We start from the raw sequence: 13,749 nt of genomic DNA on the forward strand, positions 1-13,749 counted from the left end.
GTCGTTCCGGTCCCGTCGCCCGGTCGCCGGAGGTTCCGCGGCACGGCTGCCGCGCGTCCACTACGGTGACGGTCCAGCTCGGCCGTACCCACGCTGGGGGGTGTGCTCTTGGGCATCGTCTGATTGCGGACCGTGTCAGGTGATCACCAAAGCGTGCAAACTGTGGTGCTGATTGACTCAATTGCGGCTTTTGGGGCCCGGTTGAGGCCCTTGAGGCCGATCGCGGGCCGCCGACCCGCCTCGCAACTCTTGACGTGAGCTGTGGGGGCAGGCACGCTAAACGGCAGCAAGACCTTCCGCGCTTGCGACGGCCCCGCCCCGGGTAACACCGGGGACTAACCGACAGAGTTCAGCCGCGTTCCGAGCGGTCCGGCGAGCACCGTTCAGGTGCATCCGGCCTGCTCCGCAGCGACCTGTGGTGGGGGACTGGACAGCGGTTAGCCGTGCGGCTACACTGCTAGTTTGCGCTGCCTTCTCACTACAGCCCTGCCCTGGAATGCTCAGACCGGTCATTCCACATTGGCGGGGTCAGTTGGGGTGCGCGCATAACGGCCGTTTTGCAGCACCGGTCCTCGGAAGGACGCATCTTGGCAGCTTCCCGCCCTGCGAAGACCAGTCGTACGTCGAGCGCATTCGCGCCCCGCCGAATCTCTTTCGGCAGGATCACTGAGCATCTTGAGGTTCCTAACCTCCTGGCAATCCAGAACGAGTCCTTTGACTGGCTTGTCGGCAACGACGCTTGGCAGAACCGATCGGCTGACGACCCGAACGCTCGTTCGGGCCTAGCGGAGATCCTCGACGAGATCAGTCCCATCGAGGACTTCTCCGGCACGATGTCCCTTTCCTTCTCCGCCCCGCGCTTCGACGAGGTCAAGGCCTCGATCGAGGAGTGCAAGGAGAAGGACCTTACCTACTGTGCCCCGCTGTTCGTCACCGCGGAGTTCACCAACAACACCACTGGCGAGATCAAGAGCCAGACGGTGTTCATGGGTGACTTCCCGATGATGACCCCCAAGGGCACGTTCATCATCAACGGCACCGAGCGTGTCGTGGTCAGCCAGCTCGTCCGGTCGCCCGGTGTCTACTTCGACAAGCAGCCGGACAAGACGTCCGACCGCGACCTCACCAGCGTGAAGGTCATCCCGTCCCGGGGTGCCTGGCTGGAGTTCGACATCGACAAGCGCGACACCGTCGGTGTCCGCATCGACCGCAAGCGCCGGCAGGCCGTCACGGTCCTGCTCAAGGCGATCGGGTGGTCCGCCGACCAGATCCGTGAGAAGTTCGGCTGGTCCGAGCTGCTCATGACGACGCTGGAGAAGGACCACATCGCCGGGCAGGACGAGGCCCTGCTCGACATCTACCGCAAGCTCCGTCCTGGCGAGCCGCCGACCCGGGAGAACGCGCAGACCCTGCTCGACAACCTCTTCTTCAACCCGAAGAGGTACGACGTGGCAAAGGTCGGCCGTTACAAGTTCAACAAGAAGCTCGAGATCGACGTCCCGATCATCAAGGGCACGCTGACCGAGGACGACATCGTCAACACCGTGGAGTACCTGGCCCGCCTGCACGCGGGTGAGGACGGCTACGAGGCTGACGACATCGACCACTTCGGCAACCGGCGCCTGCGTACGGTCGGCGAGCTCATCCAGAACCAGGTCCGCGTGGGCCTGTCCCGGATGGAGCGCGTCGTCCGTGAGCGGATGACGACCCAGGACGTCGAGGCGATCACGCCGCAGACCCTGATCAACATCCGTCCCGTGGTGGCGGCGATCAAGGAGTTCTTCGGTACGTCGCAGCTGTCCCAGTTCATGGACCAGACCAACCCCCTGGCGGGTCTGACCCACCGCCGGCGCCTCTCGGCGCTGGGCCCGGGTGGTCTGTCCCGTGAGCGGGCCGGCTTCGAGGTCCGTGACGTGCACCCGTCCCACTACGGCCGGATGTGCCCGATCGAGACGCCGGAAGGCCCGAACATCGGCCTGATCGGCGCGCTCTCCACGTTCGCGCGGGTCAACCCGTTCGGCTTCATTGAGACGCCGTACCGGAAGGTTGTCGAGGGCGTCGTCACCGACGAGATCGACTACCTGACCGCCGACGAGGAGGACCGGTACGTCAAGGCGCAGGCCAACGCACCGCTCTCAAGCGACGGCACCTTCGCGGAGGAGCGAGTGCTCGTTCGCCGTAAGGGTGGTGAGGTCGACTACGTGCCTGGCACCGCCGTCGACTACATGGACGTATCGCCGCGGCAGATGACCTCGGTCGCCACCGCGATGATCCCGTTCCTCGAGCACGACGACGCGAACCGCGCGCTCATGGGCGCGAACATGCAGCGTCAGGCCGTGCCGCTGGTCAAGGCGGAGGCCCCGCTGGTCGGTACCGGCATGGAGTACCGTGCCGCGGTCGACGCCGGCGACGTTGTCGTGGCCGAGGTCAGCGGTCTGGTTGAGGACCTCTGCGCCGACTACATCACGGTCCACCAGGACGACGGTCACCGTCGCACCTATCTGCTGCACAAGTTCCGCCGCTCGAACGCCGGCTCCTGCGTCAACCAGAAGCCGACCGTGTTCGAGGGTGACCGGGTCGAGGCCGGCCAGGTCATCGCGGACGGTCCGTGCACGGACGACGGCGAGATGGCCCTCGGCCGGAACCTCCTGGTCGCGTTCATGACCTGGGAGGGTCACAACTACGAGGACGCGATCATCCTGTCGCAGCGCCTCGTGCAGCAGGACGTGCTCACCTCGATCCACATCGAGGAGCACGAGGTCGACGCGCGGGACACCAAGCTCGGCCCGGAGGAGATCACCCGCGACATCCCGAACGTCAGCGAGGAAATGCTTGCTGACCTGGACGAGCGGGGCATCATCCGGATCGGCGCCGAGGTCGTCCCCGGCGACATCCTGGTCGGCAAGGTCACGCCGAAGGGCGAGACCGAGCTGACCCCGGAGGAGCGCCTGCTCCGCGCTATCTTCGGTGAGAAGGCCCGGGAAGTCCGGGACACCTCGCTGAAGGTGCCGCACGGCGAGACCGGCACGGTCATCGGCGTCCGGACGTTCTCTCGCGAGGACGGCGACGAGCTGCCCCCGGGTGTGAACGAGCTGGTCCGGGTGTACGTGGCCCAGAAGCGCAAGATTCAGGACGGTGACAAGCTCGCTGGCCGGCACGGCAACAAGGGCGTCATCTCCAAGATCCTGCCGGTCGAGGACATGCCGTTCCTTGAGGACGGCACGCCTGTCGACATCGTGCTCAACCCGCTGGGTGTGCCCTCGCGTATGAACATCGGCCAGGTCCTGGAGACCCACCTCGGGTGGGTGGCCAAGACCGGCTGGAACATCGAGGGTGAGGACGAGCCGTGGAAGCGCGCGCTCCGTTCGATCGACGCTCACGTCAGCGAGCCGAACACCAACGTGGCGACGCCGGTCTTCGACGGCGCGCAGGAGGACGAGATCCGCGGCCTCCTCGGGAGCACGCTCCCGAACCGTGACGGTGTCCAGCTGGTCGGCGAGACCGGCAAGGCCAAGCTGTTCGACGGTCGCTCTGGTGAGCCGATCCCGGACGCGATCGCGGTCGGCTACGTCTACATCCTGAAGCTGAACCACCTGGTCGACGACAAGATCCACGCGCGTTCGACCGGACCGTACTCGATGATCACGCAGCAGCCGCTGGGTGGTAAGGCGCAGTTCGGTGGTCAGCGTTTCGGCGAGATGGAGTGCTGGGCCATGCAGGCCTACGGGGCGGCTTACGCCCTGCAGGAGCTGCTGACGATCAAGTCCGACGACGTGCTGGGCCGCGTGAAGGTCTACGAGGCCATCGTCAAGGGCGAGAACATCCCGGAGCCCGGTATCCCGGAGTCCTTCAAGGTGCTCCTCAAGGAGCTGCAGTCGCTGTGCCTGAACGTCGAGGTGCTCTCCAGCGACGGCGTTGCTCTTGAGATGCGCGAGACGGACGACGAGGTTTTCCGTGCTGCGGAGGAGCTGGGTATCGACCTGTCCCGGCGCGAGCCGAGCAGCGTCGAGGAAGTCTAGAGGTTCCTGGACCGGGGCCTGGACTTTTCGTCCGGCCCCGGTCCGCCGGACCGCCGTTCTCGGCCGCTGAGGCCGAGGCCTGGAGCCCATTTGCCTTACAGACACGACACGAGGGATATATAACGTGCTCGACGTCAACTTCTTCGACGAGCTCCGCATCGGGCTGGCCACCGCCGACGACATCCGGCAGTGGTCGCACGGTGAGGTCAAGAAGCCTGAGACGATCAACTACCGCACCCTGAAGCCCGAGAAGGACGGACTCTTCTGCGAGAAGATCTTCGGTCCTCAGCGGGACTGGGAGTGCTACTGCGGCAAGTACAAGCGGGTCCGGTTCAAGGGCATCATCTGTGAGCGCTGCGGCGTCGAGGTGACCCGGTCCAAGGTCCGCCGTGAGCGCATGGGCCACATCGAGCTGGCCGCTTCGGTGACCCACATCTGGTACTTCAAGGGTGTCCCGAGCCGGCTCGGCTACCTGCTGGACCTGGCGCCCAAGGATCTCGAAAAGATCATTTACTTCGCGTCGTACGTCATCACGACCGTCGACACCGAGGCGCGTCACCGTGACCTCTCGACGATCGAGAACGAGATCTTCGCGGAGAAGCGCCAGTCGGAGAACAGCCGCGACTCGGAGATCGAGAAGCGCGCCGCCAAGCTCGAGCAGGACCTTGCCGAGCTGGAGGCGGAAGGCGCCAAGGCCGACGTGCGCCGCAAGGTCAAGGAGTCCGGCGAGCGCGAGATGCGCCAGATCCGCGACCGTGCCCAGCGCGAGATCGACCGGCTGGACGAGGTGCTCGACACCTTCCGCAAGCTGGACAAGAAGCAGCTGGTCACGGACGAGCTGCTCTACCGCGAGCTGCGTGACCGCTTCGGTGAGTACTTCACCGGCGGCATGGGTGCCGAGGCGATCAAGGCCCTCCTCGAGGGTCTCGACCTCGACGCCGAGGCCGAGCTGCTGCGCGAGATCATCCGCAGCGGTAAGGGCCAGCGGAAGATCCGGGCGCTCAAGCGGCTCAAGGTCGTGGCGGCGTTCCTGAACACCCGCAACTCGCCGCTCGGCATGGTGCTTGACTGCGTGCCGGTCATCCCGCCGGACCTGCGTCCGATGGTGCAGCTGGACGGTGGCCGCTTCGCGACCTCCGACCTGAACGATCTGTACCGCCGCGTCATCAACCGGAACAACCGGCTGAAGCGCCTGATCGACCTGGGCGCGCCCGAGATCATCGTCAACAACGAGAAGCGGATGCTGCAGGAGGCCGTCGACGCGCTGTTCGACAACGGCCGCCGCGGCCGGCCGGTCACCGGCCCGGGTAACCGCCCGCTGAAGTCGCTGTCCGACATGCTCAAGGGCAAGCAGGGCCGCTTCCGCCAGAACCTGCTCGGCAAGCGCGTCGACTACTCCGGCCGTTCCGTCATCGTGGTGGGTCCGCAGCTCAAGCTGCACCAGTGTGGCCTGCCCCGCATGATGGCGCTCGAGCTGTTCAAGCCGTTCGTGATGAAGCGTCTGGTGGACCTGAACCACGCGCAGAACATCAAGTCGGCCAAGCGCATGGTCGAGCGTCAGCGCCCGGTCGTGTGGGACGTGCTGGACGAGGTCATCACGGAGCACCCGGTTCTGCTGAACCGTGCGCCGACGCTGCACCGTCTCGGCATCCAGGCCTTCGAGCCGCGGCTTGTCGAGGGCAAGGCCATCCAGATCCACCCGCTCGTGTGTACCGCGTTCAACGCGGACTTCGACGGTGACCAGATGGCGGTCCACGTGCCGCTGTCCGCCGAGGCCCAGGCCGAGGCGCGGATCCTGATGCTGTCCTCGAACAACATCCTCAAGCCGTCCGACGGCAAGCCGGTCACCATGCCCACCCAGGACATGGTCATCGGTCTCTACCACCTGACGCACGAGAAGCCGAAGGGCAAGGGCGCCGGCCGGGTGTTCAGCTCGGACGCCGAGGCGCGGATGGCCTTCGACAACAACGAGCTGGCGCTCGGGGCTCCGGTCAAGATCCGCCTGCGCGATGTGATCAGTGTCGACAACGGCGCCAAGGCCGACAAGTGGGTGGCACCGGAGGGCTGGGAGCCGGGCCAGAACCTGCTTGTCGAGACCACGCTCGGCCGCGTCCTCTTCAACGAGACGCTCCCGGTGGGCTACCGCTACGTCAACTACGAGATCCGCAAGGGTCAGCTCTCGGCGATCGTGAACGACCTCGCCGAGCGCTTCCCGAAGGTGACGCTTGCGGCGACGCTCGACGCGCTGAAGGAGTCCGGTTTCCACTGGGCGACCTGGTCCGGCGTGACCATCGGTATGGGCGACGTCGTCGCGCCTCCCGGCAAGCCGGCGATCCTGGAGCGGTACGAGAAGGAGGCCGCGCAGATCGACAAGCAGTACCAGCGTGGTCTCATGACCGCCGAGGAGCGCCGCGGCGAGCTGATCGAGATCTGGACCAAGGCGACAAACGAGGTCGCCAAGGAGATGGACACTGCGCTCCCGCAGGACAACCCGCTCTGGGTCATGATCAACTCGGGTGCCCGCGGTAACCTGCTCCAGCTCCGGCAGATCGCCGCGATCCGTGGTCTGGTGGCCAACCCCAAGGGCGAGATCATCCCGCGCCCGATCAAGGCCTCGTACCGCGAGGGTCTCTCCGTGCTGGAGTACTTCATCTCCACGCACGGTGCCCGCAAGGGTCTCGCCGACACGGCTCTGCGTACCGCCGACTCGGGTTACCTGACCCGTCGTCTGGTGGACGTCTCGCAGGACGTGATCATCCGCGAGGAGGACTGCGGCACCGAGCGCGCCATCCCGATGCAGGTCTCCGACCGGCTCCCGGACGGCTCGCTTGTCATCCACGAGCACGCCGAGACCGGGGTGCACGCCCGTACGCTCGCGGACACCATCACCGGCCCCGACGGCGTCGTGGTGGCCTCGCGCGGCGAGGACATCAACTCGATCATGGTCGACAAGCTGTACGCGGCCGGCGTCGAGTCGGTCCGGGTGCGCTCCGTGCTCACCTGCGAGTCGAAGCTGGGCGTCTGCGCGGCCTGCTACGGCCGTTCGCTGCCGACCGGCAAGACCGTGGACGTCGGCGAGGCCGTCGGCATCATCGCGGCCCAGTCGATCGGTGAGCCCGGCACGCAGCTGACGATGCGTACCTTCCACACCGGTGGCGTCGCGGGTGAGGACATCACCCAGGGTCTGCCGCGTGTCCAGGAGATCTTCGAGGCGCGTGTGCCCAAGGGCAAGGCGCCGATCGCGGACACTCCCGGACGCGTCCGGATCGAGGACGGCGAGCGCATTCGCAAGATCATCGTTGTGCCGGACGACGGCAGCGAGGAGATCGTCTACGACAAGATCTCCAAGCGGTCCAAGCTCCGTCGCCAGGACGGCGAGCACGTGCAGGTCGGCGAGAAGCTGACCGAGGGCACCATCGACCCGCACGAGCTGCTCCGCATCCTCGGCCCGCGCGCGGTTCAGGTCCACCTGACCTCCGAGGTCCAGCAGGTCTACCGCTCGCAGGGTGTGCTGATCCACGACAAGCACATCGAGATCATCATTCGCCAGATGCTCAAGCGGGTCACCGTCATCGACTCGGGCTCCACCGAGTTCCTGCCGGGCCTGCTCGTCGACCGCGCGCTCTTCGAGTCGGAGAACCGCCGCCTGGTCGCCGAGGGTGGGGAGCCGGCCGCCGGCCGTCCCCAGCTCATGGGCATCACGAAGGCGTCGCTGGCCACGGACTCGTGGCTGTCGGCGGCCTCCTTCCAGGAGACGACCCGCGTCCTCACCGACGCGGCGATCAACTCGCGTAGCGACTCGCTCGTGGGCCTGAAGGAGAACGTGATCATCGGTAAGCTCATCCCGGCCGGTACCGGTATCTCCAAGTACCGCGCGGTCCGGGTCGAGCCGACCGAGGAGGCGAAGGCCAAGGTCTACTCGATGACCGGGTACCCCGAGACCGACTACGGCTTCGGACCGGCCAGCGGGCAGGCAGTGCCGCTCGACGACTTCGACTTCGGGTCGTACCGCTGAGCTGCTGATCTAGTCAGTTGAACCACCGCCGGAGGCGGGGACGCGTGATGCGTCCCCGCCTCCGGTGCTTTGTGTGGAGATCACGAGGGATGATGGACCCATGAGCTTTCCTCAGCAGCTGCCCGGCGGGCCGCTGATGGTCGGGCCCGGGCGGCATCCGCTCGACCCGGAGCCGGTGCGCTCCACCAAGGCGCCTACGGTGTTCGCGCTCGGGCTGATCGCGCTCTTCACCGGCCCGCTGGTCGGCGGCCTGGTGCCGGGCGTGATCGCGCTGCTGCTGGCCCGGGAGGCCGAGCGGGAGGCCTACGCGTCCGGCGGCTACCTGACCGGCGGCGTGTGGATCCGCCGCGGCGTGGCACTCGCCTGGCTCGGCATCACGTTTGCGATCTGCGCGCTGGTGGCGACCCTGGTCGTGGCGATCTTCAACTATGCGAACGCACCGCTGCAGGACTTCGGGCCGGGCATCGACTGACACGAGCGCGGCTCGCTGTGCCATGCTCGGCGGGCGCCCTCGATGCACGGGTGGCCCCGCGGCGACCGCGGGGACAGTGGGAGGAGAACAGAGGCGTGACCGAACAGCCGCAGGGCGGGGGCTACGACTCCGTGTGGCAGCGGCCCGGCTCCGAGCCGCAGGCGGACGGCTCCGCTCCGGCACCGGATGTGACGCCGCCTTCGGCGGGCTCGGAGCAGCAGTCGCCATCCGCGGGCGCGGCCCAGCAGCCGCCTTCGGCGGGCTCGGAGCAGCAGTCGCCATCCGCGGGCTCGGAGCAGCAGCCGCCATCGGCGGGCGTGGCCCAGCAGCCGCCATTCGCGGCCCAGGCGCAGCGGCCGCCATCCCCCGCAGCGGGAGAGCAGGCGCCGTTCGCCGCCTCGGGATGGCAGCCGCCGTCCGTGTCCCCCGTGGAGCAGCCGCCGTCCGTGTCCCCGGTGGAGCAGCCGCCGGCTACAGGGCAGGCGCAGCAGTATCAGGCCGGAGGCCGGCCGGCGGTTTACCCGCCCGCACCGGGGCCGGGGCAGCAGTACCCTGGCTATCCGCCCTATCCGGGATCTCCGCATCCCGGGTACGGCCAGTCGGCGTACCCCGGGTATCCGGTTCAGCAGGGGTACCCGGGACAGCCCGCGGCGTATCAGGGGTATCCGGGGCAGCACCCGGCCTACCCGGGTCAGCAGCCCTACCCGGGTCAGCAGCCGTATCCGGGTCAGCAGCCTTACTCGACTCAGCCGCCGCACTACCCGGGTGCGCCTCACTACTCGGGTCAGCAGGCTTACCCGGGTCAGCAGCCCTACCCCGGTCAGCAGCCCTACCCGAGTCAGTACCCCGGGTATGCCGGTCCTCCCGGGGCGTACCCCGGATATCAGGGTTTTCAGGGTGCGACGCCGCCGTATCCGGTTTATCAGGGCGCGCCGCCGCAGGGGTATCCGCCCGCTGCGGCCCCACCTCCGGCCTATGGCTATGCGGGGGCCGTGGCTGCGCCTGTGCCGGCCGGGCCGCCGCTCTCGCCGTACCCCCAGATGGGTGTGAATGGGTTTGGGGGTCCGCCGCCGCCGAAGGAGGGCTGGGGGCGTGCGGAGCGGGTGGAGCCGGTGGCGGAGACGCCGTTCGCGGTGGTGCATCTGGAGGTGCCGTCTGTGGTGTCCGGGCTGGCGATCGGTTCGCTGATCACCGGCATCGTGGCGCTGCTGGTGTCGTTCGCGGTGGTGTGTTTCGGGCTGCTGGGCGCGGAGAGTGGCTGGGGTGCGCTTGTCGCCGGCGCGTTCGCGTTGCTGTCGGTGATTGCGGGCGCGGGGTCGCTTGTGCAGGGCTTCGGCGCGCTGCGGCAGATCCGCCGGCCGGCCGAGGCGTCGTCGATCCGGTTCAGCGGGCGCGGGCTGGCGATCGCGGGTCTGTCCTGCGGTGGCGGTGGGGCTGCGGTGGCGCTGCTGGCCCTGCTGATCGTCGTGATCCTGGGCCTGTCGTAGGTACTTGCCCGGCAGGCCGCGGGCATGTAGGGAGTCAGTGAATGGCGTCCCTGGGGACCGGGTATGCTTGTCGTTGCAGAGTGGTTCGTCGCTGATGGTGCCAGCTTCAGGGTCTTGAGAGGTTTCAGAGATTCCTGCGGCAAGGTCCAAAGCCGGAGATTCGTTGGGAGTCAATGCAGTGGGGAGATAGTTCTCCTTGCCATCCGGTTTTGACCGACGCCCTCACGGTGGGTACTCTTTCCCTTCGTGCCCGGGTTCGCCCGGGCAACTTGTGCGTGCGCCGTTCCGACGATGCGCTCCACGACAACGGCAGACCAGCGCGAGTCTTCTCCGCGCGACCGTAACGCCGGGCGACACGCCCGACCGCGGGGGTCGGGAGGCCTACCTCAAGCAGGCTCCCCGACCGTAGGAACTGGCAAGACCGGCGCAGCCGGGCAGGTAAGACAGATGGTTCGGTCGCCACAGGGGCGGCCGCCACGGAACTTTTACGGGCCGAGAAATCAGGTCCGGATAGGACAGGGAGCGGAGTACCCGGTGCCCACGATCCAGCAGCTGGTCCGCAAGGGCCGCCAGGCGAAGACGAGTAAGACCAAGACGCCGGCGCTGAAGGGGAGTCCCCAGCGTCGCGGAGTCTGCACGCGCGTCTACACCACCACCCCGAAGAAGCCCAACTCGGCGCTGCGCAAGGTCGCTCGTGTGAAGCTCAGCAGCCAGATCGAGGTGACCGCGTACATCCCCGGTGTGGGTCACAACCTGCAGGAGCACTCGATCGTGCTCGTGCGTGGCGGTCGCGTGAAGGACCTGCCGGGCGTTCGCTACAAGATCATCCGCGGTTCGCTCGACACCCAGGGTGTGCGTAACCGCAAGCAGGCCCGCAGCCGTTACGGCGCGAAGAAGGAGAAGAGCTGACATGCCGCGTAAGGGCCCCGCTCCCCGTCGGCCGCTGACGCCGGACCCGGTTTACAACTCGCCGCTCGTCACGCAGCTTGTGAACAAGATCCTGGCGGATGGCAAGCGCGCGCTTGCCGAGCGCATCGTGTACGGCGCCCTTGAGGGCTGCCGTGAGAAGACCGGTACCGACCCGGTCGTCACGCTGAAGCGCGCCATGGACAACGTCAAGCCGACCCTCGAGGTCCGCAGCCGCCGTGTCGGTGGCGCGACCTACCAGGTGCCGGTGGAGGTCCGCCCGACCCGCGCCCTCACGCTGGGTCTGCGCTGGCTGACCACGTACTCCAAGGCCCGCCGCGAGAAGACCATGATCGAGCGGCTGCAGAACGAGCTGCTCGACGCCAGCAACGGCCTGGGTGCCGCTGTGAAGCGTCGTGAGGACACGCACAAGATGGCCGAGTCGAACAAGGCCTTCGCGCACTACCGCTGGTAACCCCAGCCGCCCGGCGCCGGTCTCGCACCGGTTGCCGGGCACACCGCTGGATCATCCGGCGCACTGTCATCCGGTGCTACCGGGTGATTCAGCAACCCGACGAGACGACGAAGTAGGGATTAAAGTGGCCGCCGCAGACGCGCTCGCCAACGTACGCAACATCGGCATCATGGCGCACATCGATGCCGGCAAGACCACGACTACTGAGCGGATCCTCTTCTACACCGGCATCACGTACAAGATCGGCGAGGTCCACGAGGGCGCCGCGGTCATGGACTGGATGGAGCAGGAGCAGGAGCGGGGCATCACCATCACCTCCGCCGCGACGAAGTGCGAGTGGAAGGGCCACACGATCCAGATCATCGACACGCCCGGCCACGTCGACTTCACGGTCGAGGTCGAGCGGTCGCTGCGGGTCCTGGACGGCGCGGTGGCGGTCTACGACGGCGTCGCCGGCGTGGAGCCGCAGACCGAGAACGTCTGGCGGCAGGCCGACAAGTACAACGTTCCGCGTATGTGCTTCGTCAACAAGCTGGACCGTACCGGCGCCGACTTCTTCCGCTGCGTGCAGATGATGAAGGACCGGCTGAACGCCACCACGCTTGTGCTGCAGATCCCGATCGGCAACGAGTCGGACTTCATCGGCGTCGTGGACCTGATCACCATGAAGGCTCTCACCTGGCGCGGTGAGACCCAGAAGGGTGATGACTACGCGATCGAGGAGATCCCGGCCGACCTGCAGGACGACGCCGAGCTCTGGCGTACGCAGCTCCTGGAGACGCTCGCCGAGAACGACGACGCCGTCATGGAGAAGTACCTGGAGGGCGAGGAGCTCTCGATCGAGGAGATCAAGGCCGGCATCCGCCGCGCCACGATTTCCGGCAAGGCGAACCCGGTGCTCACCGGTTCGGCGTTCAAGAACAAGGGCGTTCAGCCCATGCTCGACGCCGTGGTGGACTACCTCCCGTCGCCGCTGGACATCCCCGCGATCGAGGGCACCAAGACCGACGGCGAGACCCCGCTGCTGCGGAAGCCGTCCAACTCGGAGCCCTTCTCCGGCCTGGCCTTCAAGATCCAGACCGACAAGCACCTCGGCAAGCTCACGTACGTCCGGGTCTACTCCGGCACGCTCGACTCCGGTTCCCAGGTGGTCAACTCCACCAAGGACCGCAAGGAGCGGATCGGCAAGATCTACCAGATGCACGCGAACAAGCGTGAGGAGCGCCCGACGGCGCAGGCCGGCGACATCATCGCCGTCCAGGGTCTGAAGCAGACCACCACCGGTGACACCCTGTGCGACCCGGCGAACCCGGTCATCCTCGAGTCGATGACGTTCCCGGAGCCGGTCATCTCGGTGGCGATCGAGCCGAAGACCAAGTCGGACCAGGAGAAGCTGGGCACCGCGATCCAGCGTCTGGCCGAGGAGGACCCGACCTTCCGCGTCCGTAACGACGAGGAGACCGGTCAGACGGTCATCTCCGGCATGGGCGAGCTCCACCTGGACATCCTGGTGGACCGCATGCGCCGCGAGTTCAACGTCGAGGCCAACGTCGGCAAGCCGCAGGTCGCGTACCGCGAGACCGTCCGCCGCAAGGTGGAGAAGGTCGAGTACACGCACAAGAAGCAGACCGGTGGTTCGGGTCAGTACGCCCGCGTCATCGTCGCCCTTGAGCCGCTGCCGCTGACCAACGACGGCCCGACGTACGAGTTCGTCAACGCGGTCTCCGGCGGTCGCATCCCGAAGGAGTTCATCCCTTCGGTCGACGCCGGTGCGCAGGACGCCATGCAGTACGGCATCCTCGCGGGCTACCCGCTGGTCGGCGTGAAGTTCACGCTTGTCGACGGTCAGTACCACGAGGTCGACTCGTCCGAGATGGCGTTCAAGATCGCCGGCTCGATGGCGCTCAAGGAGGCGGCCCGCAAGGCCGACCCCGCGCTGCTCGAGCCGATGATGGCCGTGGAGGTCACCACTCCTGAGGAGAACATGGGTGACGTCATCGGCGACCTCAACTCCCGCCGCGGCATCATCCAGGCCATGGAGGAGCGGAGCGGCGCTCGCGTCGTCCGCGCCCAGGTGCCGCTGTCGGAGATGTTCGGCTACGTCGGCGACCTGCGGTCGAAGACCCAGGGCCGGGCGAGCTACAGCATGCAGTTCGATTCCTACGCTGAGGTTCCGAACAGCGTGGCGAAGGAAATCATCGCCAAGGCGACCGGGGAGTAGTTCCGCCCCAGGCCCGCCTCGGCGGGCTGCGTGAGACCTGGCCTGACGGCCGAAGCGGCCTCAAAGACCGCAGTGTCACGGGTCGGATGTGAATCCGGCCCGTGGCGCACAGTCGACAATGTCCGCGGCGTCCCAGCCGACATCGCGGATGACG

General features: G+C 67.1%; 7 protein-coding genes. All 7 read left to right on the plus strand.

What is annotated here, in order from left to right:
• Nucleotides 1-587: 587 nt before the first annotated feature.
• The 7 genes from ACIA8K_RS08965 (at nucleotide 588) to fusA (ending at nucleotide 13,595) form a co-directional block, all read left to right on the plus strand.
• Complete coding sequence (locus tag ACIA8K_RS08965) at nucleotides 588-4,019, plus strand: DNA-directed RNA polymerase subunit beta (protein WP_396056573.1); 3,432 nt, start codon at nucleotides 588-590, stop codon at nucleotides 4,017-4,019.
• 124 nt (nucleotides 4,020-4,143) lie between these two features.
• Nucleotides 4,144-8,034 carry a DNA-directed RNA polymerase subunit beta' gene (locus tag ACIA8K_RS08970; RefSeq protein ID WP_396056575.1) on the plus strand — a complete coding sequence of 1,297 codons (3,891 nt, stop codon included), beginning with the start codon at nucleotides 4,144-4,146 and terminating at the stop codon, nucleotides 8,032-8,034.
• Between the two features lie 100 nt (nucleotides 8,035-8,134).
• Nucleotides 8,135-8,506 carry a hypothetical protein gene (locus ACIA8K_RS08975; RefSeq protein ID WP_396056577.1) on the plus strand — a complete coding sequence of 124 codons (372 nt, stop codon included), beginning with the start codon at nucleotides 8,135-8,137 and terminating at the stop codon, nucleotides 8,504-8,506.
• Nucleotides 8,507-9,498: 992 nt separating this feature from the next.
• Complete coding sequence (locus tag ACIA8K_RS08980; RefSeq protein ID WP_396056579.1) at nucleotides 9,499-9,993, plus strand: hypothetical protein; 495 nt, start codon at nucleotides 9,499-9,501, stop codon at nucleotides 9,991-9,993.
• Nucleotides 9,994-10,527: 534 nt separating this feature from the next.
• Nucleotides 10,528-10,902: a 30S ribosomal protein S12 gene (gene rpsL / locus ACIA8K_RS08985; RefSeq protein ID WP_033342866.1), complete on the plus strand. Its 375-nt coding sequence runs from the start codon at nucleotides 10,528-10,530 to the stop codon at nucleotides 10,900-10,902.
• Nucleotide 10,903: 1 nt separating this feature from the next.
• A complete protein-coding gene (rpsG, locus tag ACIA8K_RS08990; protein WP_396056581.1) occupies nucleotides 10,904-11,374 on the plus strand; it encodes a 30S ribosomal protein S7 in 471 nt (156 codons plus the stop codon).
• A gap of 124 nt (nucleotides 11,375-11,498) precedes the next feature.
• A complete protein-coding gene (fusA, locus tag ACIA8K_RS08995; RefSeq protein WP_396056583.1) occupies nucleotides 11,499-13,595 on the plus strand; it encodes an elongation factor G in 2,097 nt (698 codons plus the stop codon).
• Nucleotides 13,596-13,749 lie beyond the last annotated feature (154 nt).

Source organism: Catenuloplanes sp. NPDC051500 (assembly GCF_044454585.1).
Classification (GTDB): domain Bacteria; phylum Actinomycetota; class Actinomycetes; order Mycobacteriales; family Micromonosporaceae; genus Catenuloplanes.

What these genes read in the sequence shown, in the direction of transcription:
- ACIA8K_RS08975 (WP_396056577.1), top strand. Translation starts at nt 8,135, where the DNA reads ATGAGCTTTCCTCAGCAGCTGCCCGGCGGGCCGCTGATGGTCGGGCCC.
- rpsG (WP_396056581.1), top strand. Translation starts at nt 10,904, where the DNA reads ATGCCGCGTAAGGGCCCCGCTCCCCGTCGGCCGCTGACGCCGGACCCG.